This is a genomic window from Pseudomonas sp. 3A(2025), from assembly GCF_054589175.1.
On record NZ_BAAILM010000025.1, the window covers coordinates 95,769 to 115,824 of the forward strand.

The 20,056-nt window shown below is 61.5% G+C and carries 19 protein-coding genes and 1 pseudogene; 7 read left to right on the top strand and 13 right to left on the bottom strand.

Annotation, left to right across the window (positions count from 1 at the left end):
* Positions 1-84 precede the first annotated feature (84 nt).
* Both xopAW and ACYP2A_RS09735 read left to right on the top strand, forming a co-directional pair.
* Complete coding sequence (gene xopAW / locus ACYP2A_RS09730; protein ID WP_459744733.1) at positions 85-843, top strand: XopAW family type III secretion system calcium-binding effector; 759 nt, start codon at positions 85-87, stop codon at positions 841-843.
* Positions 844-1,218: 375 nt separating this feature from the next.
* Positions 1,219-1,266: pseudogene (locus tag ACYP2A_RS09735) on the top strand (hypothetical protein); the annotation flags it as partial.
* On the opposite strand, the gene ACYP2A_RS09740 reads toward ACYP2A_RS09735, so the two are convergent.
* The 8 genes from ACYP2A_RS09740 to ACYP2A_RS09775 form a co-directional block, all read right to left on the bottom strand.
* Positions 1,260-2,315: an AI-2E family transporter gene (locus ACYP2A_RS09740; protein ID WP_459744734.1), complete on the bottom strand. Its 1,056-nt coding sequence runs from the start codon at positions 2,313-2,315 to the stop codon at positions 1,260-1,262. The pseudogene ACYP2A_RS09735 and the gene ACYP2A_RS09740 sit on opposite strands and share 7 nt — an antisense overlap.
* A gap of 71 nt (positions 2,316-2,386) precedes the next feature.
* Complete coding sequence (locus tag ACYP2A_RS09745) at positions 2,387-3,202, bottom strand: DUF4892 domain-containing protein (RefSeq protein ID WP_459744735.1); 816 nt, start codon at positions 3,200-3,202, stop codon at positions 2,387-2,389.
* Positions 3,203-3,251: 49 nt separating this feature from the next.
* Positions 3,252-4,106: an alpha/beta hydrolase gene (locus tag ACYP2A_RS09750; RefSeq protein WP_459744737.1), complete on the bottom strand. Its 855-nt coding sequence runs from the start codon at positions 4,104-4,106 to the stop codon at positions 3,252-3,254.
* The gene (locus ACYP2A_RS09755) at positions 4,103-4,894 is read right to left on the bottom strand and encodes an alpha/beta fold hydrolase (RefSeq protein ID WP_459744738.1); all 792 of its coding nucleotides are present in this window, start codon (positions 4,892-4,894) and stop codon (positions 4,103-4,105) included. The genes ACYP2A_RS09750 and ACYP2A_RS09755 overlap by 4 nt, the downstream gene beginning before the upstream one ends.
* Before the next feature lie 289 nt (positions 4,895-5,183).
* Positions 5,184-5,627 carry a hotdog fold thioesterase gene (locus ACYP2A_RS09760; protein ID WP_459744739.1) on the bottom strand — a complete coding sequence of 148 codons (444 nt, stop codon included), beginning with the start codon at positions 5,625-5,627 and terminating at the stop codon, positions 5,184-5,186.
* A gap of 32 nt (positions 5,628-5,659) precedes the next feature.
* A complete protein-coding gene (gene sixA / locus ACYP2A_RS09765) occupies positions 5,660-6,115 on the bottom strand; it encodes a phosphohistidine phosphatase SixA (protein ID WP_459744741.1) in 456 nt (151 codons plus the stop codon).
* Entirely contained in the window at positions 6,112-6,402 is a 291-nt protein-coding gene (locus ACYP2A_RS09770; protein WP_459744951.1) for a DUF4389 domain-containing protein, read from the bottom strand. The genes sixA and ACYP2A_RS09770 overlap by 4 nt, the downstream gene beginning before the upstream one ends.
* A gap of 86 nt (positions 6,403-6,488) precedes the next feature.
* On the bottom strand, positions 6,489-7,514 hold the full coding sequence (locus ACYP2A_RS09775; RefSeq protein WP_459744743.1) for an NAD(P)H-dependent glycerol-3-phosphate dehydrogenase: 1,026 nt from the start codon (positions 7,512-7,514) through the stop codon (positions 6,489-6,491).
* A gap of 258 nt (positions 7,515-7,772) precedes the next feature.
* Here ACYP2A_RS09775 and ACYP2A_RS09780 point away from each other — a divergent pair, with 258 nt between their 5' ends.
* From ACYP2A_RS09780 to fabB, 3 genes are all read left to right on the top strand, one after another.
* On the top strand, positions 7,773-9,671 hold the full coding sequence (locus ACYP2A_RS09780) for a response regulator (protein ID WP_459744745.1): 1,899 nt from the start codon (positions 7,773-7,775) through the stop codon (positions 9,669-9,671).
* 234 nt (positions 9,672-9,905) lie between these two features.
* The gene (fabA, locus tag ACYP2A_RS09785) at positions 9,906-10,421 is read left to right on the top strand and encodes a 3-hydroxyacyl-[acyl-carrier-protein] dehydratase FabA (protein ID WP_056837253.1); all 516 of its coding nucleotides are present in this window, start codon (positions 9,906-9,908) and stop codon (positions 10,419-10,421) included.
* Between the two features lie 10 nt (positions 10,422-10,431).
* Positions 10,432-11,652 (top strand): beta-ketoacyl-ACP synthase I, encoded by a 1,221-nt coding sequence (gene fabB / locus ACYP2A_RS09790; protein ID WP_459744747.1) that lies wholly within the window; start codon positions 10,432-10,434, stop codon positions 11,650-11,652.
* Between the two features lie 182 nt (positions 11,653-11,834).
* Here the strand turns inward: fabB and ACYP2A_RS09795 are convergent, their stop codons facing one another.
* The 5 genes from ACYP2A_RS09795 to ACYP2A_RS09815 all read right to left on the bottom strand — a co-directional run bounded on the left by ACYP2A_RS09795 (position 11,835) and on the right by ACYP2A_RS09815 (position 16,737).
* On the bottom strand, positions 11,835-12,854 hold the full coding sequence (locus ACYP2A_RS09795) for a GlxA family transcriptional regulator (RefSeq protein ID WP_459744952.1): 1,020 nt from the start codon (positions 12,852-12,854) through the stop codon (positions 11,835-11,837).
* Between the two features lie 134 nt (positions 12,855-12,988).
* Positions 12,989-13,840: an ABC transporter permease gene (locus ACYP2A_RS09800; protein WP_459744749.1), complete on the bottom strand. Its 852-nt coding sequence runs from the start codon at positions 13,838-13,840 to the stop codon at positions 12,989-12,991.
* Positions 13,837-14,691 (bottom strand): ABC transporter permease, encoded by an 855-nt coding sequence (locus tag ACYP2A_RS09805; protein ID WP_459744751.1) that lies wholly within the window; start codon positions 14,689-14,691, stop codon positions 13,837-13,839. Before ACYP2A_RS09805 ends, ACYP2A_RS09800 begins: the two co-directional genes overlap by 4 nt.
* Positions 14,688-15,806, bottom strand: coding sequence for a quaternary amine ABC transporter ATP-binding protein (locus tag ACYP2A_RS09810; RefSeq protein ID WP_459744753.1), 1,119 nt, complete (start codon positions 15,804-15,806; stop codon positions 14,688-14,690). Before ACYP2A_RS09810 ends, ACYP2A_RS09805 begins: the two co-directional genes overlap by 4 nt.
* Before the next feature lie 79 nt (positions 15,807-15,885).
* The gene (locus ACYP2A_RS09815; protein WP_459744754.1) at positions 15,886-16,737 is read right to left on the bottom strand and encodes a glycine betaine ABC transporter substrate-binding protein; all 852 of its coding nucleotides are present in this window, start codon (positions 16,735-16,737) and stop codon (positions 15,886-15,888) included.
* Positions 16,738-17,123: 386 nt separating this feature from the next.
* Here ACYP2A_RS09815 and ACYP2A_RS09820 point away from each other — a divergent pair, with 386 nt between their 5' ends.
* On the top strand, positions 17,124-17,867 hold the full coding sequence (locus tag ACYP2A_RS09820) for a GntR family transcriptional regulator (RefSeq protein ID WP_459744756.1): 744 nt from the start codon (positions 17,124-17,126) through the stop codon (positions 17,865-17,867).
* Between the two features lie 76 nt (positions 17,868-17,943).
* Complete coding sequence (locus tag ACYP2A_RS09825) at positions 17,944-20,055, top strand: TonB-dependent siderophore receptor (protein ID WP_459744758.1); 2,112 nt, start codon at positions 17,944-17,946, stop codon at positions 20,053-20,055.
* Position 20,056: the final 1 nt, after the last annotated feature.

A 20,056-nucleotide genomic window follows, 5' to 3' on the forward strand; every position in this document is an offset into this window, starting at 1 on the left:
ACATCCCCAGGACAAATCGCACCCTGAGGCTGCACAGGCCGATGCACCGTCATCGGCACCCAGCCAACCAGGGGAGTCAGTCCGATGATCAGTGGAATCGGCAGCAGCAGTTATTCGAGCTATACCAGCACCAGCAGCACCTCCAGCACGCAAAGCCAGCGCTTTCAGGAAGCCTTGCTGAGCAAGCTGGACACCGATGAAGACGGTAGCATCAGCAAGGAAGAGCTCAGTTCCGCCCTGAGCAGCGACAGCAAGGACGGCATCACGGTCAGCCTCAGCCAGGCCTTCAGCAGCCTGGACAGCGACGAAGACGACAGCCTCGACGCCGACGAGCTGGCCGCGCTGACGCCTCCCCCACCACCCCCGCAACAACCGGCCACCGACCTTGCCGACGAACTGTTGACGTCGCTGGACACCGACGGTGACGGCACCATCAGCAGCGATGAGTTGACTGTTGGCTTGACCAATGCCGGCAGCAGCGCCGACAGCAGCCAGGTGTTCAGTGCACTGGACACCAACCAGGATGGCACCGTCAGCCTTGAAGAGCTGACCGCCAGCCTGCAACCGCAGCAACCGCCTGCCGGCCCGCCGCCTGCGCAAACCGCCACCGTCAGCGAGACCGACAGTGCCGCTCTGTTCAGCGCACTGGACACCGACAGCGACAGCACCATCAGTGCCAGCGAGTTGTCGGCGGCGTTGAGCCAGAGCGACAGCAACAGCGAGCAGACCAACAGTAACCAGATCGCCGCCCAGGCGCTGAGCAAGATGATTGCAGCACTGGGCGAGCGTTACGACACCGAAGGCAGCCGCCCGGTGGGCAGGCACCTCGATACCGCCGCATGACCTGACCCGTAGGAGATCAGCCGGCGCCACGGCGCCGCGCTGTCGCGCAGCAAACATTGGATGTAGGAGGGGCCGGTCGGCGTCCCGATCTGCCGGAATGCCGGACCATCGCGATCGGCTGCGTTAGCAGTCGTAAATGTTCAGCGTTTCATAGATTTCTGTGAGCGCTTCGCGCTCAATCGCCAGCAGAGCTGCCTCCTACAGGGTGGTGTTTTTAATTGAATAAAATCAATGAGTTATTTTATGTTTGATGAGAGATCGCCCGTCGCCTTGGCGCCGCGCTGTCGCGCAGCAAACATGGAACCTGTAGGAGGGAGCTCTGCTCGCGATCGACTGCGTTAGCAGTCGTAAATGTTCAGCGTTTCATAGATTTCCGTGAGCGCTTCGCGCTCAATCGCCAGCAGAGCTGGTCGGTCCTACGGGCTCGTCCGGTCGGTCCTACGGCCCTCCTGCACCCAATCGGTCAGCAGGCTGTAGGCCACTGCCAGCAGGGTCGGGCCTATGAACAGGCCAATGAAGCCGAACGCCAGCAGCCCGCCGAACACGCCCAGCAACACGATCACCAGCGGCAGGTTGCCGCCGCGGCTGATCAGGTAGGGTTTGAGCACGTTGTCGACACCGCTGATGATGAACATGCCCCAGATGCCGAGAAAAATCGCCATGCCGTATTCGCCCTGCCAGACCAGCCAGGCGGTGGCGGGAATCCAAACCAGCGGCGGGCCCATGGGGATCAGGCTGAACAGGAAGGTCAGAATACCCAGTACCAGCGCACCGGGAATGCCGGCAATCAGGAAACCAATCAACGCCAGAATGGCCTGGGCGGCGGCGGTGCCGATCACGCCGTTGACCACCCGCTGCACAGTACCCGCCACCAGGTCGAGGTAATACTGGGCACGGTCGCCGATCAGCCGCTCCAGCAGGCTGAGCACGAAGGCCGCCAGACGCGGACCATCGCGATAGAAAAAGAACGCGAAAACGATGCTCAGGGTCAGTTCGAGAATGCCGCCGCCGATCTGCGCACTGCGCGCCAGCAGCCAGTTGCCGACCTGACCCAGGTAGGGCTTGATCGCTGCCATCATCGCCGCGCCTTGCTCGTCGATGGTGTTCCAGAACCCCACCAGCCGTTCACCGACAATCGGAATGCCGGCCAGCCAGTCGGGTGGGTCCGGCAGGCCATCGACCTGCACATCGCGAATCAGATTGGTGGCATCGCGCACGTGATCGGCCAGGTTGAAGCCCAGCCATACCAGCGGTGCGGCGACCAGGATCAGCCAGCACAGGCACATCACCGAGGCGGCAATGGTCTCGCGGCCCTTGAACAGGCGGGTCAGCAGGCGCATCAACGGCCAGCTGGCAAAGGCCAGCACGGCGCCCCAGACCAGCGCCGACCAGAACGGCGCCATCACCCAGAAGCAGGCACCCAGCAGCGCCAGAAGCAGGATCTGCACCAGCATACGGTCGTTATTGAACATCGTTTCACTTACCAGAAAGGTTCAGACAAGGTGCAGCATAGCGGGCGGGCATGACAGCCCGCCGCCTTGATTTAGCGAATGACCTCAAGGGCAAGCCCCGGTTTGTCCGAGGTGCCGGCCTCCAGACGCGCGGCGCGCACGCCTTTGGCGACCAGTGCATCGCGCCAGGCCTCGGCCTGCGCACCCGAGACGGTGACGCGCAGGCTGCTGTCGAGATTCAGGCCACGGGCCAGCGCTGTGACCCAAAGGTCTTGCGGCTCGCCCTTGAGCCGGGCCAGGACCAGCTTGCCGCTGGTCTTGAGCTGGCGAACCAGTGTGGCCGAGGTCGGCAGGATGTCGCCCAGCGGCGCAGAGGCGGCCAGTTGCTCGACATGCAGGTAAGCGCGGCGGTTGCCACGGGTGATGCTGTACAGCGCCACCAGGGTGTCTTGCGCAGGCTCGGCGAGACGCAACAGCAGATACGCCTGACGCTCGTCGGCGCCATACAGCCGCGCATTGCCGAAGACCTGATTGGCCCACAGGCTGCTTTCGCCACAATCGCGGGCCTGGCACCAGAACAGCAACTCGGCGCCTTTGTCCTGCAAGGCTTCGCGGGCGGCGGTAAAGGCGTCGTCGGCGCTGTGGCCGAGCGGCAATTGGTAGGTCACCGACTGCACCGGGCCACGTGCGGCGACTTGCCCGTCATAGCGCAACTGGCCGCTGATCTTGCGCAACGCACCCAGCGGGTAGATGCGCTCTTGCTCGGCTTCAGGCCGGTAGTCGACTATTTCAGTGTCGAGCGGACGCGGCACGATCTCAAGATCACGACTGCCGGACACATCCGCAGCCCATGCACCAGCCGGCAGCGCCAGGCATAAAACCAGCAGTGGAATGTTGAATGAATGCATATTGACTCCTGTCTCAAGTCGCCCAGCCTCGACAGTTGCCCGCTGCAAGTCAAGAAATGGCGAAGAAGCGATTGAAACAGTCTGCAACAGAGGTGGCACCCGCCGCGTCATCCAGGTGCAAATGATGCCCGCCGGGCAGGTACTGGATCTGAATCGGCAGGTCGCTCAGCAGCTCTGTACGCGTGGCCAGAAGACCGCCTTCTGCCACGACCAGCAGGCCCGGACACGCCAGCCGACGCACGAAGGCCATGGCCTGTTGCGGGGTGAAGCGCACCGCCGTCGGCACGGTCAGGCGGCTGTCGCTGCGCCAGGTGTAGCCACCGGGCACTGGCATCAGGCCGCGCTGGGCGAGCAATTCTGCCGCCTCGCGGCTGACCGCCAGACGCCCGCTCATGCGTGCCAGCACCGCACGCTCCGGGTCGTGGTACACCGGTTTTTTCTTGTCGGCCAGTGCCAGTTGCGCCCGCAAAGACTCGCCCAGCCGTTCAGGCGCAGCGTCGGCCTCGTCGGTGAGCGGTACCAGGCCGTCGATCAGTGCCAGGCGCTCGACCCGCTCAGGCACCGCACCGGCCAGCAGCACCGAGATGATCGCGCCCAATGAATGGCCGAGCAGCGAAAAACGCTGCCAGCCCATTTGCCCGGCCACCTGCAACACGTCGTAAACATAATCGGCCAGCGCATAACCTGCGCCCGGCGGGCGGTGACCGGAATGGCCATGGCCTGCGAGGTCCAGCGCCACGATGCGCAGCCCGTGCAAGGCCGGGGCCAGACGGGCAAAGCTGTTGGCGTTGTCGAGCCAGCCGTGCAAGGCAATGACCGGCTGGCCGTCTTGTGGGCCGAACAGGTGCGCGGCCAGTTCGATATGGCCCAGGTTCAGGCGGACTTCTTCGACCAGCGCCGTCATGTCGGCTGGCTCCAACGGGTAAACAGGGTCTTGAGCATGTGTGCGGTCTCGTCGGGGTGTTCCAGCGGAAACATGTGCCCGCCCGGCATCGACAGGTATTCGCCGCGCCTCAGGCGCCGGGCCTGCAGGCCGTGGCGCGGCATGACCACCCGGCTCTGCTGGCCACGCACCATTGCCAGCGGCACATCCAGCGGCTGCACGGGCCTGGGGCTGAGGTGCGGGATGCTGCGGTAGATACTGATTTCCGTGGCCGGGTCGAAACGCAGGCGCAGTTGCTCGCCGTCGACGCGCAGGCCATGTTGCAGGTAGGCATCGAAACAGTCGGGATCGAAACGACGGAACAGACTTTTGCTGGCGAAATAGATGCGCGCCGCCTCAAGACTGTCGAACGCCTCACGGCGCCCCAGAGTCCGACCGGCCGGGGTGATGCGATCAATAAAGCCAAAGCGCTTGGCCGCACGGATCACCCACTGATCCGTCAGGCCCAGCACCGGCGAGTCGAGCATTACCACGCCACGGTAGAGTTCAGGACAGCGCAAGGCCGCGTGATAGTGCAGCAAGCCGCCCAATGAATGCCCTACTCCCCAGACCGGCCCCAGTTGCTCGCGCAAATGGTGCAGCAGTTCATCGACCAGGCTCAGCCAGTTGTCGTTGACCGGAAAGCGCGGGTCATGGGCATGCTGCTCCAGGTGCATGACGCCGTACTCCGGCGCCAGCGCCGCGAACAGCTTGCCGTAGGTGGCCGACGGGAAGCCGTTGGCATGAGCGAAAAACACCTGTTGCGACATTTAAGCAAACCCCGTGACCCGGCGAACAGCGCTGATTGTGCTCACCGGGGCCGCCGTGGAGCAATGAACGAAAGCGCCATCGGCAGCGGCACTCTGGCCAAAAAACGTGCGATCCAGCCACCGATGTTGCGCCGGACGCTGACCTGTAGGGGGCAGCTCTGCTGTGGGCGGCACTCCGACGATGACGGCATTACAGACGCTGAGAGGCGTCGGATACACTGGCCCTTTCGCCAGCAGAGCTGCCTCCTACAGGTTCAATGTTTGCTGTGCGACAGCGCAGTGTCATGCGTTAACGTGCTGGCGGTTCCTGTCCATGAGGCACTACTGCCACGGTCAGGCGCGAGATGCAGGACAGTTTGCCTTCTTCGTTGCTCAGGCGGATGTCCCAGACGTGGGTGGTGCGGCCAATGTGCACCGGGCGAACCACGCCGGTGACCCGGCCACTGCGCACACCACGCACGTGGTTGGCGTTGACTTCCAGGCCCACGCAAAAGAATTTGCTCTGGTCGACCACCAGGTAACTGGCCATCGAGCCCAGCGATTCGGCCAGCACTACGGAAGCTCCGCCGTGCAACAGGCCAAATGGCTGATGGGTGCGTTTATCCACCGCCATGCTGGCGGTCAGCGAGTCTTCGGTGTACGCCTCGAAGCGGATGTCCAGCACTTCACCGATGGTGTTGGTCTGGGCAGCGTTGAGCAGATCGAGCCGGGGAGTTTCACGCCATAGGGTCATATTCAGTCCTTGATCTTGTGGTTTTTGTGGTGTCAGACATGCCGGATTGCGCGCAACTGCATCCCGCCAGCCAGTACAAATTCGCCCTCCAGCTCAGCCAGGCTGGCGGTGTTCATCGGTTGCGCCTGTTGCAGGTTACCGTGGGCCAGCAGGCCGATCAGGCTGCCAACCAGCGGCTGGTGGCTGACCAGCAGGACGTCGTCCAGCCCCAGCGCGTTGAGCTGGCGCAGTGCCTCGAACGGGTCGCTGTCGGGGGTCAGCCAGTCGACGGTCAACTGGGTTATATCGGCTTGCAGCACATCCTGCACCACGGCGGCAGTCTGTTGCGCACGCACATAGGGGCTGACCAATACGCGTTGCAGCGGCCGGCCTTGCAGATGTGCTGCACTGTTTGAAACTTCCTGACGACCGACATCGGTCAGCTCACGCGCCGCATCGCTGGCAGCGTGCGAGTGGGCCTGACCATGACGCAGGACCCACAGCTTCATAGCTTGGGTTCCTCGTCACGCACGGGATGCGCGGCCGCAGGAATGGTGTGCGGCGCTTCGCCTTCGGGGGCACGCGGAGTTGGCCAGTCGGCAAACGGCCAAGGCTTTTGCTCGCTATGAAACGTGCCGAAACGGCCAATCTGCGCCAGGAACTGGCTAAGGCTGTCACCGAAGTTCATCAGGCTGGCACTGGGCGCGCCGTAGAACAGCCGATAGCCCAGTTGCAGCAACACCACGCCGGCCAGGACGATTTCAGCCAATTGCCAGATCAGCAGAAACACCAGCATCCACAGAATGCGCAGCACGATGGACTCACTGGATTTTGATTTCGAATCGTTCAAGATTTTCTCCCTGACCCGCAATGGGCTTCACGTTAGTTGAAGCCGGTAGTTGAAATAAAATCGACATCGGTCTTGGGCTCGGCCCGCATCAACGCGCCAATGACCTGTTCAAGGGTGCGGCCCTCGAAAAGAATCGCGTGCAGTCCCGCCACCAGCGGCATATAGACGTTGAGTTCATGGGCGCGGGCCTTGAGCACCTTGAGGGTATTGACCCCTTCGGCCACTTCACCCAGACGGGCCACCGCTTCGTCCAGGCTCAGCCCCTCACCCAGGGCGAAACCGACCTGATAGTTGCGACTTTTGGGCGAAGAGCAGGTGACGATCAAGTCACCGACGCCGGCCAGTCCCAGAAAGGTCATCGGATTGGCACCCTGGCTGACCGCAAAGCGGGTCATTTCGGCCAGTGCACGGGTAATCAGCATACTTTTGGTGTTTTCGCCCATGCCCAGCGCCACGGCCATGCCAGAGACGATTGCATAAACGTTTTTCAAGGCACCGCCCAGCTCGACACCAAACCGGTCGTTGCTGGCATACACACGAAAGGTCGCACCGTGCAGCGCGGCCTGAACGGTCTGGCACAAGGCTTCGTCTTCGCTGGCAACAACGGTGGCGGTCAGCGCATGTTCGGCGATTTCACGGGCCAGGTTCGGCCCCGAAAGCACGCCGATACGCGCCTTGGGCACGATGTCTTCAAGGATCTGGCTCATCAGCTTGAAGGTCTGCGCTTCGATACCCTTGGTCAGGCTCACCAGCATCTTGCCGGTCAGGCGTTCGACGTGTTCGGACAACACCGCACGCAGCGCGCTGGAGGGCAAGGCGACGAAGATCAGTTCACAGGCATCGAGGGTGGCGCCAAGGTCGGTGACCGCCTCGACACCGGGCAGTACCTTGATGCCCTTCAAATAGCGCGGGTTCTCGCGGTTGACGCGGATCGCCTCGGCTTGCTCGGGGTCGCGCATCCACTGACGGACCTGATGACCGTTTTGCGCCAACAGGTTGGCGATGGCGGTGCCGAAGCTGCCGCCACCAAGAACCGCTACAGGTTGCAGTGTGCTCATATACCTATCCATCAAGGGCCATCGATCTGGCAATGACGCATTATACGGAGCGCTGGCGCATCGGCCAGCGCCAAACGCAGCAACGCACAAGTTCCATGATAATCCGCTGAATCTTGGTTAACATGCGCCTCCATCGCACGGCCGATGCAACAATCGGCCACGACATGACACAGGCAAAGGAGACTGCCGCGAGCACAGACACATGGACGTTTCAATCGACTTTCGGGGCCCTTGCCCGTTGCGCCAGAGGTGCCGGCCATGACATTGCGGCCTTGGGACATTCATACCCGTACCCAGATCATCAGCCTGGGCCCGGCCCTTCTGTTGACGGTATTGCTGACCGCCTTTTTTACCTTTGTGCGCCTGCAGGATCTGCGCGACGAACTCAACCATACCGGGCAACTGATCGCCAACCAGCTGGCGCCCGCCGCCGAACGCGGCGTGCTCACCGGCGATGAAGAGTCGCTGAAGGCGCTGATGCGCGCCACGCTGTCGATGCCCAGCGTGCAATATGTCGAGATTCAGGACAGCAGCAACAGCCTGCTGACCTATGTCGAACAAAGCCCGGAGAACACCCAGCCCAAGCGTCAGCTGGAAATTTTCCAGGCCACGATCAACGCCTCTTACCCCGCTGCCAGCAGCCAGGCCGGTCATCTGTTCACCGCCAGCAGCGAAGGCTATCTGGGCCGTGTACTGGTCGGCATGTCGAGCGACACCTTCAGCCAGCGCCAGCAAGAAATCCTGCTCAAGGCCGGGTTGCTGGCGTTTGGCGCGTTGCTGTTCACCTTTCTGCTGGCGCGCGGCCTGGCCTTGAGCCTGTCACGACCGATCAGCGAGATGGGCGAAGCGCTCAAGGCCATTCAGAAAGGCGACTACCGCACGCCCCTGCCCGTGACCGACGATGCCGATCTGGGCGCTCTGGCACGGCACATCAACAACCTGGCTGCCAACCTCGAACAAGCCAGCATCGAGCAACAGCACTCGATGGCGCAACTGATCCAGACCCGGGAGCAGGCCGAACAGGCCAACAAGGCCAAGTCGGACTTTCTGGCGATGATGAGCCATGAGCTGCGTACCCCCATGAATGGTGTTCTGGGTATGTTGCAGTTGATGGAAACCACGCCCATGACGCCCGAGCAGGCCGAATATGCAGCGCTGGCCACCGAGTCCACCGAACACCTGCTCAAGGTCATCAACGACATCCTCGACTTCTCGCGCATCGAGCGCGATGCCCTGCAGATCGAAAGTATCGCGTTCAATCTGGCCGAGCTGATCCAGGCCTCGACCCAGGCCTTCAATCCCACCGCGCAGCTGCGTGGCCTGACACTGGACCTGACGTTGCAGGACGGCATGGAGCACCTGGACGTCATCGGCGACCCGACCCGTATCCGCCAGATTCTGGTCAACCTGATCGGTAACGCATTGAAGTTCACCGAAATCGGCGGGGTCAGGATCGAAGCCACCTGGGTTGACCTGGACGATGATCAGTTGCACATGATCTGCACCGTGCACGACAGCGGCATCGGCATCAATCCCGGCCAGCTCGAATCGATGTTCGATGCCTTCCAGCAGGCCGACAGCTCCATTTCACGCCGCTATGGCGGCACCGGGCTGGGCCTGCCGATTGCCCGCACCCTGGCCGAACGCATGGGCGGTACGTTGCATGCACACAGTGAAGAAGGCACAGGCTCGGTATTTACCCTTAATCTGCCGCTGCACCGTGCCGTTCATCGCCCCGCCGCGCAAAGTCCGGTCTTGAGCGATATCGATCCTGAAGGCAATCAGCGCTGCGTCCTGTTGGTCGAAGACAATCCGGTCAATCGCACGGTGGTCAAGGCCATGCTGAGCAGTATGGGCCTGAGCGTGGAGGTGGCGGTAGACGGTGCAGAGGCGGTGAACAAAGCCCGCGCCGGTCATCATGCGTTGATTCTGATGGACTGCCGGCTGCCGGTCATCGATGGTTACGAAGCCACGCGGCGCATTCGCCAGATCGAGGGGCTGCAGCAGTTGCCGATCATCGCCTTGACCGCCAATGCACTGCAGGGCGACCGTGATGCGTGTCTGCAAGCAGGAATGAACGATTACCTGGCCAAGCCATTCAAACATGAACAATTGCTGCAGGTTCTGCAGCGCTGGCTGGCCTTTAGGCACCTGTGACTGGCAAGAAATGCTAAATTACGGCAGTCTTGTCAGCTCGCCCGACCGCTAAAGCTGCTGGGCGACGTTTTTCAGTGAACAGGTGTACATTCGTTTTGCCTGCACTGTGACTTTCATGACAACGCAATAGTCTACGACTAGGCTGCCGGACAATGTCCTGGCGAATCAGTCTGCCAGGACTGGCGCAGGGACCCTCAGGTCCATCGCCGCAAGAGAATATTTTGAGGAGCTCGCATGACCAAACAACACGCCTTTACCCGGGAAGACCTGCTGCGCTGCAGTCGAGGCGAGCTGTTCGGCCCAGGAAATGCGCAACTGCCCGCCCCCAATATGCTGATGGTCGATCGCATTACTCACATCAGTGAAGAGGGCGGCAAGTACGGCAAGGGTGAGTTGGTCGCCGAGCTGGATATCAACCCTGACCTGTGGTTTTTCGCCTGTCACTTCGAAGGCGACCCGGTAATGCCGGGCTGCCTGGGTCTGGATGCCATGTGGCAGCTGGTTGGCTTTTATCTGGGCTGGCAGGGTAATCCCGGCCGTGGCCGTGCGCTGGGTTCGGGCGAAGTGAAGTTCTTCGGCCAGGTACTGCCCACCGCGAAAAAGGTCACCTACAACATTCATATCAAACGCACCATGCGCGGCAAGCTGGTTCTGGCAATTGCCGACGGCACCGTCAGCGTCGATGGTCGCGAAATCTACAGCGCCGAAGGTCTTCGCGTCGGCCTGTTCACTTCTACTGAAAACTTCTAAGGGTACCCGCATGCGCCGCGTCGTTATCACGGGTCTGGGCATCGTATCGTGCTTGGGCAATGACAAAGAGACCGTCTCCGCCAACCTGCGTGCTAGCCGCCCTGGCATCCGATTCAACCCGGAATATGCCGAAATGGGTCTGCGTAGCCAGGTTTCCGGCTCCATCGACCTCAACCTCGAAGAACTGATCGACCGCAAGGTGTTCCGTTTCGTCGGCCACGCCGCCGCCTATGCCTACCTGGCAATGGCCGATGCCATCAAGGATTCGGGCCTGACCGAAGAGCAGGTGTCCAACCCGCGTACCGGCCTGATCGCTGGCTCCGGCGGCGCCTCGACCCTGAACCAGATGGAAGCGCTGGACATCCTGCGCGAAAAAGGCGTCAAGCGCGTTGGCCCATACCGTGTTACCCGCACCATGAGCAGCACGGTGTCGGCGTGTCTGGCCACCCCGTTCAAGATCAAGGGCCTGAACTACTCCATCGCCTCGGCCTGCGCCACCAGCGCGCACTGCATCGGCACGGCGCTGGAGCAGATCCAGATGGGCAAGCAGGACATCGTATTCGCCGGTGGCGGTGAAGAGGAGCACTGGAGCCAGTCGTTCCTGTTCGACGCCATGGGCGCCTTGTCCAGCAAGCGCAACGAGACCCCGGAAAAAGCATCCCGCGCCTACGACAACGACCGTGATGGCTTCGTCATCGCCGGCGGTGGCGGCATGGTGGTGGTCGAGGAGCTGGAACACGCTCTGGCCCGTGGTGCGAAGATCTACGCCGAAATCGTTGGTTACGGTGCGACTTCCGACGGCTACGACATGGTTGCGCCAAGCGGTGAAGGTGCCATCCGCTGCATGCAGCAGGCGCTGTCCACCGTCGATACACCAATCGACTACCTGAACACCCACGGCACCTCGACCCCGGTCGGCGACGTCGCGGAAATCAAGGGCGTGCGCGAAGTCTTCGGCGACAAGGCTCCGGCCATCAGCTCGACCAAGAGCCTGTCGGGCCACTCGCTGGGCGCTGCCGGCGTTCACGAAGCGATCTATTGCATCCTGATGATGGAAGGCAACTTCATCGCAGGTTCCGCCAACATCGACGAACTGGACCCGGCCGTGGCCGACCTGCCGATCCTGCGCGAAACCCGCGAGAACGCCAAGATCGACACCGTCATGAGCAACAGCTTCGGCTTCGGCGGCACCAACGCGACGCTGGTACTCAAGCGCTGGCAGGGCAAGTAATTCGCCCCGCTATTCGCTGAACAACAAAAAGGCCAGTCTGAGACTGGCCTTTTTGTTTTCGCGAGACCGGCTGCACGGCGAACCGTTCGCAGGACCGACCGGGCGGCGATCCGCTTTAGTCGGGAATGGTGCCGATGCTGTTCGCGGCTAAAGCCGCTCCTACGACGCGTGTGGCTTCAGGTTTATATCGGTGCGCGCAGCCGTCCCGAGCGCAGGCCGCTGACGCAGCCGAAGCGCACTTCACGCGACGGTGGATAGCCGTAGAACGAGGTGTAGCACTTGCTGAAGTGGCTGGGCGAGACAAAGCCGCAGGCCACGCCGACTTCGACGATCGGCAGATCGGAATGCTGCAACAGGCGCCGGCTTTCGGTGATGCGCAGTTCAAGGTAGTAGCGCACAGGTGTGGTGCCGAGCTGGTCCTTGAACAAGCGCTCGATCTGCCGCTTGGAGCGCCCGACATACGCCGACAGTTGATCCTGATTCAACGGTTCTTCGATATTGGCGCTCATCAGGTTGATGGCTTCGCGCAGCGGCTCGCTCATCTTTTCATGCAGCGACGGCCGCGCACGGCGGTAGCGCGACTCTTCGAAGGCGAGGATATCGACCACGGCATCGACCAGGCTGCGCCCGTGCAGGGCGTTGATCCACTCCAGCACCATGGTGAATGCACCCGTGGGGCTGGCGGCGGTCAACCGGTCGCGGTCGACCATGTAGCTTTCGCTGGTCACCTGACTCTCGCGCGCGGTCTCGGCCAGAGCAGCGCGGTGCTCGGGGTGCACGGCGCATTTGTAGCCATCGAGCAGCCCGGCCTGCCCCAGAAACCACGCCCCGCTCCACAATCCGGCCAGGGCAATACCCTTTTCGGCCGCCGCCTGCAGCAACTGGGTCAGTGCCGGGGAAGCGCGCAACGGCGTGCGCAGGCCGGCGCAGACCACAAACAGGTCGAGGTCTTGCAAGTGCAGCGGCTCCAGCGCCGAATTGGGGCAAATCACCAGCCCCAGATCGCTGGTCACCGACTCGCCATCGAGGCTGAACGTGCGGGTCGCAAACACGCCTGCGCGAATCAGGTTGGCGGTGACCAGGGTATCCAGCGCCTGGGTAAAGGCCGGCAACGAAAAATGCTCGAGCAGCAGAAAGCCGACCCGAGCCTGGCGTGGTGCGTCACCCTTCTCGCCCACATACCGCAGGTTTTGCCCTTGCATCCCTGTGCTGAACTGTCTTCTTTCGACCACACGCGGCCTCTGCATTGCTTATTGTTTTCATGAAGAAAACCGGACCACTGAACAGTGGCCCGGTGACCGGACATCATACCCCGCTCGCCAGACTCAGGATCTGCTTACCCGGCCTTGATGACGCTGCCACGCTTCAAGATGTCGCGCGAGAGACGATCGAGCAACAACGCCACCGCAACAATCGCCAGGCCCGCACGCAAGCCCAGGCCCATTTCCATGCGGGTCAGGCCGCGCGTCACTTCCGCCCCCAGTCCGCCCGCCCCGACCAGGCCTGCCAATACGACCATGGCCAGCGACAACAGGATGCACTGGTTAAGCCCGACCAGCAGGGTCGGCGTGGCTGCCGGAATCTCGATCTTGAACAGGATCGCCCGTGGCGGCGCGCCCATGGCCTGCCCCAGTTCCAGCAGGTCCTTGGGGATCTGTTTGAAGGCCAGGGTGGTCAGGCGCATCATCGGTGGAATGCCGTAAATGATCGTGGCGATGATGGCCGGTACCTTGCCCAGGCTGAAGATCATCACCGCCGGAATCAGATAGACCCAGGGCGGCACGGTCTGCATCACGTTGAGTAATGGTCCGAAGGCTGCGTCCATGCGCTTGTAGCGTGCGGCCAGAATACCCAGCGGGAAGGCAATCGATACCGAGATCAGCACCGACACCGTCACCAGCGCAATGGTCTGCATCGACGCCGACCACAGCCCGGAAATCAGGCAAAAGCCCAGCATGCAGGCCGACAGCAAGGCCGTGCGCAGATTGATGAAAAAGTACGCCAGCAGCACCACCAGGCTGATCAGCAACCAGGCCGGCACCGCCAGCAATGCCGCTTCGCAGCCGCCGAGAATGAACTCGATCACCCGGCTGATGGCCGCAAACAGTGGGTGCAGATGGGTGTTCAACCAATCGACGGCGGGCGCCAGGTAGTGCCCCGGCGAAAACTTGAAATCGACGAGACTCATGACTGGTCTCCTTTTTCAGTGCTGCGGGTCAGGCTCTGCGCCAGACGGTCAAGAATCAGGGTAAGCACCACGATGGCAATCGAGGCATCGATCGAACGGGCAATGTCCAGCGTACGGATCGCGCCATAGATGGCCTCGCCAAGCCCGCCGGAACCGACGATACCGGCGATCACCACCATGCCGAACGCCATCATCAGGCTCTGGTTGACCCCGGCCATGATGCTCGGCAGGGCAAACGGCAGACGAATCTTGAAGAACAATTGCACACCGGTGGTGCCGCTGGACTCGCCCAGCTCGATGAACTGCCTGGGTGTCATGCGGATGCCCAGCGAGGTCAAGCGCAGGACCGGCGGCACGGCGACGATAAAGGTCGCCACCAACGCGGTGCCGGAACCGTAGCCGAGCAGCGCGATGGCCGGCAGCAGATAAATATAGGGCGGCAGGGTTTGCAGCAGGTCCAGCACCGGCTCGGTCACCCGGTCCAGCGCCGGCATCAACCCTGCGGCAACACCGGCCGGCACACCGACCAGCAGCGCCAGGCTGGTGGCGGTCAGCACCAGCGCCAGGGTGCTCATGGTTTCAGCCCACAAGCCCATGAACTCGCAGCAGGTCAGGCCCACGATCGCCGCCAGGGCAAACTTCCAGCTGGCCGTCAGGCGCCAGGCCAGCGCGCCGATCAGCAGCGTAACGACATAGAAAGGCGCCACGCCCAGCAGCCAGTACACCGACTGATAAACGGCCTTGAGCCCGTCGTTGAGCGCATCGAAGGCCGTCGACCAGTTGTCGGCGACCCATTCCAGCGTCGCATCGATGCGCGCATCGAAGGCAGAAGCGAAATCGGCGGGGTTCATGGTGTGGGCTCCAGCACAGCGTCCGGTGCGGCGGCCTGATACTCGTTCGGTGTGCCCTGCACACCACGCAACAGATCGCGCTGGGTGATAACCCCCAGCACCACGCCGCCGGCCTGGACCGCCAAGGCATCATGCCCGGAGCTGATCAGCAGGTTGATCAAGGCATCCAGGTCTGCCTCGACGCCGGCCACCGGCAAGGTCGCGATGTCCACCGCCGGATGCGCAGCGCGCCAGACCTGAACCGGAGTCATGACCGACTCGGCCTTGACCAGGTGCAACCGCGAAATACCGGCCACAAAGTCAGCCACATAGTCGTCGGCCGGGTTGAGGATGATTTCTTCGGCAGTGCCTTCCTGAATAATCATGCCGTCTTTCATGATCGCGATGCGGTCACCGATGCGGATCGCTTCTTCGAGGTCATGGGTAATGAAGACGGCCGACTTTCCCAGCGACTTGGTCAGTTCGCGGAACTCGTCCTGCAACTGGCGGCGGATCAACGGGTCCAGCGCACTGAACGGCTCGTCCATGAGGATCACCTCAGGGTCGGAGGTGATCGCTCGCGCCAGGCCGACCCGCTGCTGCATGCCGCCCGACAGCTCGGACGGATAGCGCTGCAGCCAGTCAGACAAACCCACTTTGGCCAGCGCCTGCTCGGCCACCTTGTGCCGCTCGGCCCTGGAGACGCCACGCACCTCCAGGCCGAACGCTGCGTTTTCAAGCACCGTGCGGTGCGGCAGCAAGGCCACGCTCTGGAACACCATGCCGATGTGCCGGGCACGAATGTCGCGCAGTTCGGCACCGTCCAGGTTTGCCAGGTTCTTGCCCTTGACCAGAATCTGCCCGGCGGTGGGTGCGATGAGCTTGTTGAGCATGCGGATCAAGGTCGACTTGCCGCTGCCGGACAAGCCCATGATGCAGAAGATCTCGCCACGGCGCAGTTGCATGTTCACATCGGAGACACCGACGACACAGCCAAAGTCCTGCAGGATCTGTTTCTTGCTCAAGCCACGCTCTATATAAGCCTGCATGGCAGCATCGGCATGTTCACCGAATACTTTCCACACCGACTGACAGCTGACCAACGCTTCATCAGTGTCATTTTTTACTGTTTTCATATCACACCCGGCGAACCAGAAGCTTCTGGTCTATTTATTGATAGCGAGTTCGGCAGAGGCATCAAGACGCAAAGCGTAATTAATATTTTTTGATGTTTTCCCAACGCTTGATCAGGTCAGCGTTTTTGGCGGTCCAGTCGTTGACCGCCTGATCCATGGTTTTGCCGTCTTTGACTTCGCCATTGATCGAGGTAATCACCGACAGCGGCACATAGATACCGGCCAGGGTTTCACGCGCTTGCGGGTTCTCGGCCGAGAAGCCCTTGCGGCCGATCCAGTAGTAACTTTGTGGCGGCGCGAAGATGCCTTTGGCGTCCTTGAGGAATTTCAGCTCATATTTCTGCGCCATCCAGGACGGCTCCCAGACCGTCACGGCCACCCACTCCTTGCGGTCGACCGCCGCCTTGAGCGCGGCACTCATCGCAGCGCTGCTGCCCTCGACCAGGTTCAGCTTGATGCCGTATTCCTTCACCGCCGTGCTGGCTTCGTTCATCAGGCCTGAACCTGGCTCGATGCCGACGATGCGGTTGTTGAATTTCTCGGCGTTGTCGTTGAGTTGCTCCAGCGTGTCGACCGGCACATAGCTGGGAACGGCTACGCCCTGATACAGGCCATGGGAGACCGGCGAGATTTTCTCCAGGCGGTTCTTGTTCTTGTTCCAGTAGTCCTGAGCGACGTAGTCGATCTGCGAGGCCAGAATCTGGATATCACCCTTGCTCAAGGCGGCATAGGCAATGCCCCACTCGGAGAAGGTCGTGACCTTGACGGTGTAGCCGGAGTCTTCGAGCACCTTCTTGGTGATGCCGGTGATCGGGGTCACGTCCTCGTACGAGATCGTGCCCATGTTGATGACTTTTTCTTCAGCCTGAACGGGCGCCGCCGTGACGCCGACGATGGTCATTGCACAAAGCGCTTTGAACAAACGTTTCATGGTGAATCCCCTGATAGACATGTGTTGTCAGGACTTTTTGTGTGCAGTCCTGTTTTTGATTCAGCCAAGGGCTGATGGGTCGAGACTCGCATGCAGTCAGGGGGCGGTCAATCAAAATGTATTCTTTGTGTATACCAACGGAATTCATTGGTAATACTATATTTAATAATTTTATTATTATATTTCAATGGGTTATGAGACAGGCCGCATGACCGACCTTGTCGCAAACAGACAAGGGGCTGGTCGTTTTTATCGAGTGCCTGGCCGGCTTTTTCTGCTGTCGGGCACGGGCGAGAGGAATATGCTGAAATAGGCCGCAGAAATACCTGTAGACAGACTGTCTGGCAGCTCCCACTATTTCGTTATACACACTGTAGACAAAACTCATGACCAGTAGAAAAACCGCCTTGAAGGCCCAGTCCGAGACTGAACAACCCGGCACGGATGCAGCGCTGGATCGCAAAGTGGTGTTGGGCGATACGCTGCGCCGGCGCATCCTGAGCATGGAACTGGCACCCGGCGCTGTCGTCGATGAGTTGTCGCTGTGTGATGAGTTCGGACTGTCACGTCCGCCGGTGCGCGAGCTGCTGCGCCAGATTGCCGCCGAGGGCTATATCGACCTGGAAGCCAACCGCGCACCGCGCGTGGCCTCGATGAGCCACGAGTCGCTGCACAGCTTCTTTTTGTCGGCGCCATTGATCTATATCGCGACCACACAACTGGCTGCCCTGCACGCCAGCGCGGCTGAAATCGAAGTGCTCAAGGGCATTCAGCGCAATTTCCGCCAGGCCATCGTCGATCAGGATGTCGAGAAGCGGATCATCTACAACGACGACTTTCACCTCGAAATCGGCAAGATGGCGCACAACGATTACCTGATGCCGAGCCTGCGCCGGCTGCTGATCGACCATGCCCGCCTGGGCAAGACCTTCTATCGCCACCCCACCACCGGCGACATGCAGCGCGACCTTGAACTCGCCTGCGACCAGCACGACCAGATGATTCAGGCCATCGAACGCCGCGATCCCGACACGGCCGCCGAGGTCGTGCGCGCGCACTTCGAGCTGTCGCGCCGACGCATGGCCGAATACGCAGCCCCCATGGGCGTCGAGGTGGCATTGGTGTATTGAGCGGCGGCGGCATACAAATAGCAACAATTCCTGATAGTGATGTTATATTGTAACCATCACCATCAGGAACCCTCCCATGTCGTCCCGCAAAATTGCATCCCTGGCCGGTTTCGCCCTGAGCGTACTGGGTGCGCCGGCCTACGCCGCTGACGCCGCTTCACCCATCGAGCTGGACACCGTGACCGTCACCGCCGATCACGAATATGAAACCGCCAGCAGCCCGGTGCGAGGCTATCGCGCTACCCGGTCAGCCACGGCGACCAAGACCGACACCGCGATCAAGGACATCCCGCAATCGATCAGCGTGGTACCCGCCTCGGTGCTCAAGGACCTGGGCACCACGCAGGTCGAGCGCGCGCTGGACTATGCGGGAGGCGTGTCCAAACAGAACAACTTTGGCGGCCTGACCCTGTACGAATACAGCATTCGCGGCTTCACCACCTCGGAGTTCTATAAGGACGGCTTCAGCGCTAACCGTGGCTACCCTGCCACGCCAGATGCCGCCAATGTCGAGCGCATCGAAGTGCTCAAAGGCCCGGCTGCCAGCCTGTATGGCCGCGGCGACCCTGGCGGCACGGTAAATATCGTCACCAAACAACCGCAACAACAAGCCTTCACCACCTTGCAGACCAGCGCCGGCAGTTGGGACCGCTACCGCACGGCACTGGACGTCAACACCCCGCTGGACGCCGAAGGCAAACTGCTGTCGCGGGTCAATCTGGCCGTGGAAGACAACCACAGCTTTCGCGATCACGTCGAAAGCCACCGGGTATTCGTCGCGCCGTCGCTGCGCTGGGAACTGGACACCGACACCACCTTGCTGGTGCAGACTGAATTCGTGCGTCACGACTCGATCTTCGACCGTGGCATCGTCGCGCCCAACAACCGTCTGGGCAGCGTGTCGCGCTCGACCTTTCTCGGCGAGCCAAACGACAAGATCGACAACGACAACAATCTGATTCAGGCCGCACTGGACCACAGGTTCAACGACACCTGGTCGCTGCGCCTGGCCAGCCATTACAAGCAAGGCGAGCTGTCGGGCTTTGCCAGCGAATCCCGCCCCTTGAATGCTGACGGCCATACCGTCAACCGCCGCTACCGCGAGCGCGACATGAACTGGCACGACAGCACTACCCAGCTGGAACTGCGCGGCTTCTTCGATACCGCAGGCTTGCAGCATGAAGTGTTGATCGGCACCGAATACGAGAACTACCGCAAGAACGAGCGCGTCACCACGATTGCCGGCAGCCCGTACGCCATCGACATCTACAACCCGGTGTATGGCCAGGCCCGTCCCAATGGCGCGCGTTCCGGCACCGACTTTTTCGAGCACGTCGAAAGCCGGGCGCTGAACCTGCAGGACCAGATTGTTTTCACCGAAAAACTGCGCGGCATGATCGGCGCCCGCTACGAGCACTTCGACCAGCAGATCGACAACTACGCCGGCAATAGCCGCCAGACCCAGCGCCACGATGCCTTCACCCAGCGCGCCGGTCTGCTCTATCAACTGACCGATCAGATTGGCCTGTTCGCCAATGCCTCGACCTCGTTCAAGCCCAACAACGGCCTGGATGCGGCCGGTAAAAGCTTCGACCCCGAAGAAGGCATCGGCTACGAAGCCGGGATCAAGGCCGAACTGCTCGACGAGCGCCTGAGCGCCACGCTCGCAGCCTTCCATATCGAGAAGGAAAACGTTCTGGCTCTGGATCCGGGCACCGACACCAGCCGCGCCATCGGCGAGGCGCGCAGCCGGGGCCTGGACCTGCAACTGACCGGCCAGCTCAGCGACGCCGTTCGCGTCATCGGCGCGTTCGCCTACATCGATGCCGAAGTCACTCAGGGCGACCGTACGATCCCCACCGGCAGCCGGATCCTCGGCGTGGCCAAGCGCAGCGGCAGCCTGCTGGGTGTGTACGAGTTTCAGGAAGGCCCGCTGCGTGGCTCGGACCTCGGTGCGGCCTTCACCTACGTCGGCGACCGCTCTGGCGAGTCGGGCACAGGCTTTGAGTTGCCGGCCTACCACACCGTCGATCTGCTCGCCCATTACAAGGCCACCGACAACGTCACCGTGGGCTTGAACCTGAACAATATCTTTGACGAAAAATATTACGAGCGCTCTTACAGCAACTACTGGATTGCCCCCGGCGAACCTCGTAACTTCACCGTCAGCCTCACCCTAAACCTCTGAT

Excerpts from the sequence above, each read along its gene's own strand:
- ACYP2A_RS09760 (WP_459744739.1), bottom strand. The coding sequence starts at position 5,627 with ATGACCCTATGGCGTGAAACTCCCCGGCTCGATCTGCTCAACGCTGCC.
- ACYP2A_RS09820 (WP_459744756.1), top strand. The coding sequence starts at position 17,124 with ATGACCAGTAGAAAAACCGCCTTGAAGGCCCAGTCCGAGACTGAACAA.
- fabA (WP_056837253.1), top strand. The coding sequence starts at position 9,906 with ATGACCAAACAACACGCCTTTACCCGGGAAGACCTGCTGCGCTGCAGT.
- ACYP2A_RS09755 (WP_459744738.1), bottom strand. The coding sequence starts at position 4,894 with ATGTCGCAACAGGTGTTTTTCGCTCATGCCAACGGCTTCCCGTCGGCC.
- ACYP2A_RS09740 (WP_459744734.1), bottom strand. The coding sequence starts at position 2,315 with ATGTTCAATAACGACCGTATGCTGGTGCAGATCCTGCTTCTGGCGCTG.
- sixA (WP_459744741.1), bottom strand. The coding sequence starts at position 6,115 with ATGAAGCTGTGGGTCCTGCGTCATGGTCAGGCCCACTCGCACGCTGCC.
- ACYP2A_RS09795 (WP_459744952.1), bottom strand. The coding sequence starts at position 12,854 with ATGCAAGGGCAAAACCTGCGGTATGTGGGCGAGAAGGGTGACGCACCA.
- ACYP2A_RS09750 (WP_459744737.1), bottom strand. The coding sequence starts at position 4,106 with ATGACGGCGCTGGTCGAAGAAGTCCGCCTGAACCTGGGCCATATCGAA.
- xopAW (WP_459744733.1), top strand. The coding sequence starts at position 85 with ATGATCAGTGGAATCGGCAGCAGCAGTTATTCGAGCTATACCAGCACC.
- ACYP2A_RS09805 (WP_459744751.1), bottom strand. The coding sequence starts at position 14,691 with ATGAACCCCGCCGATTTCGCTTCTGCCTTCGATGCGCGCATCGATGCG.
- ACYP2A_RS09745 (WP_459744735.1), bottom strand. The coding sequence starts at position 3,202 with ATGCATTCATTCAACATTCCACTGCTGGTTTTATGCCTGGCGCTGCCG.
- ACYP2A_RS09810 (WP_459744753.1), bottom strand. The coding sequence starts at position 15,806 with ATGAAAACAGTAAAAAATGACACTGATGAAGCGTTGGTCAGCTGTCAG.
- ACYP2A_RS09775 (WP_459744743.1), bottom strand. The coding sequence starts at position 7,514 with ATGAGCACACTGCAACCTGTAGCGGTTCTTGGTGGCGGCAGCTTCGGC.
- ACYP2A_RS09780 (WP_459744745.1), top strand. The coding sequence starts at position 7,773 with ATGACATTGCGGCCTTGGGACATTCATACCCGTACCCAGATCATCAGC.
- ACYP2A_RS09825 (WP_459744758.1), top strand. The coding sequence starts at position 17,944 with ATGTCGTCCCGCAAAATTGCATCCCTGGCCGGTTTCGCCCTGAGCGTA.
- ACYP2A_RS09770 (WP_459744951.1), bottom strand. The coding sequence starts at position 6,402 with ATGCTGGTGTTTCTGCTGATCTGGCAATTGGCTGAAATCGTCCTGGCC.
- ACYP2A_RS09815 (WP_459744754.1), bottom strand. The coding sequence starts at position 16,737 with ATGAAACGTTTGTTCAAAGCGCTTTGTGCAATGACCATCGTCGGCGTC.
- fabB (WP_459744747.1), top strand. The coding sequence starts at position 10,432 with ATGCGCCGCGTCGTTATCACGGGTCTGGGCATCGTATCGTGCTTGGGC.
- ACYP2A_RS09800 (WP_459744749.1), bottom strand. The coding sequence starts at position 13,840 with ATGAGTCTCGTCGATTTCAAGTTTTCGCCGGGGCACTACCTGGCGCCC.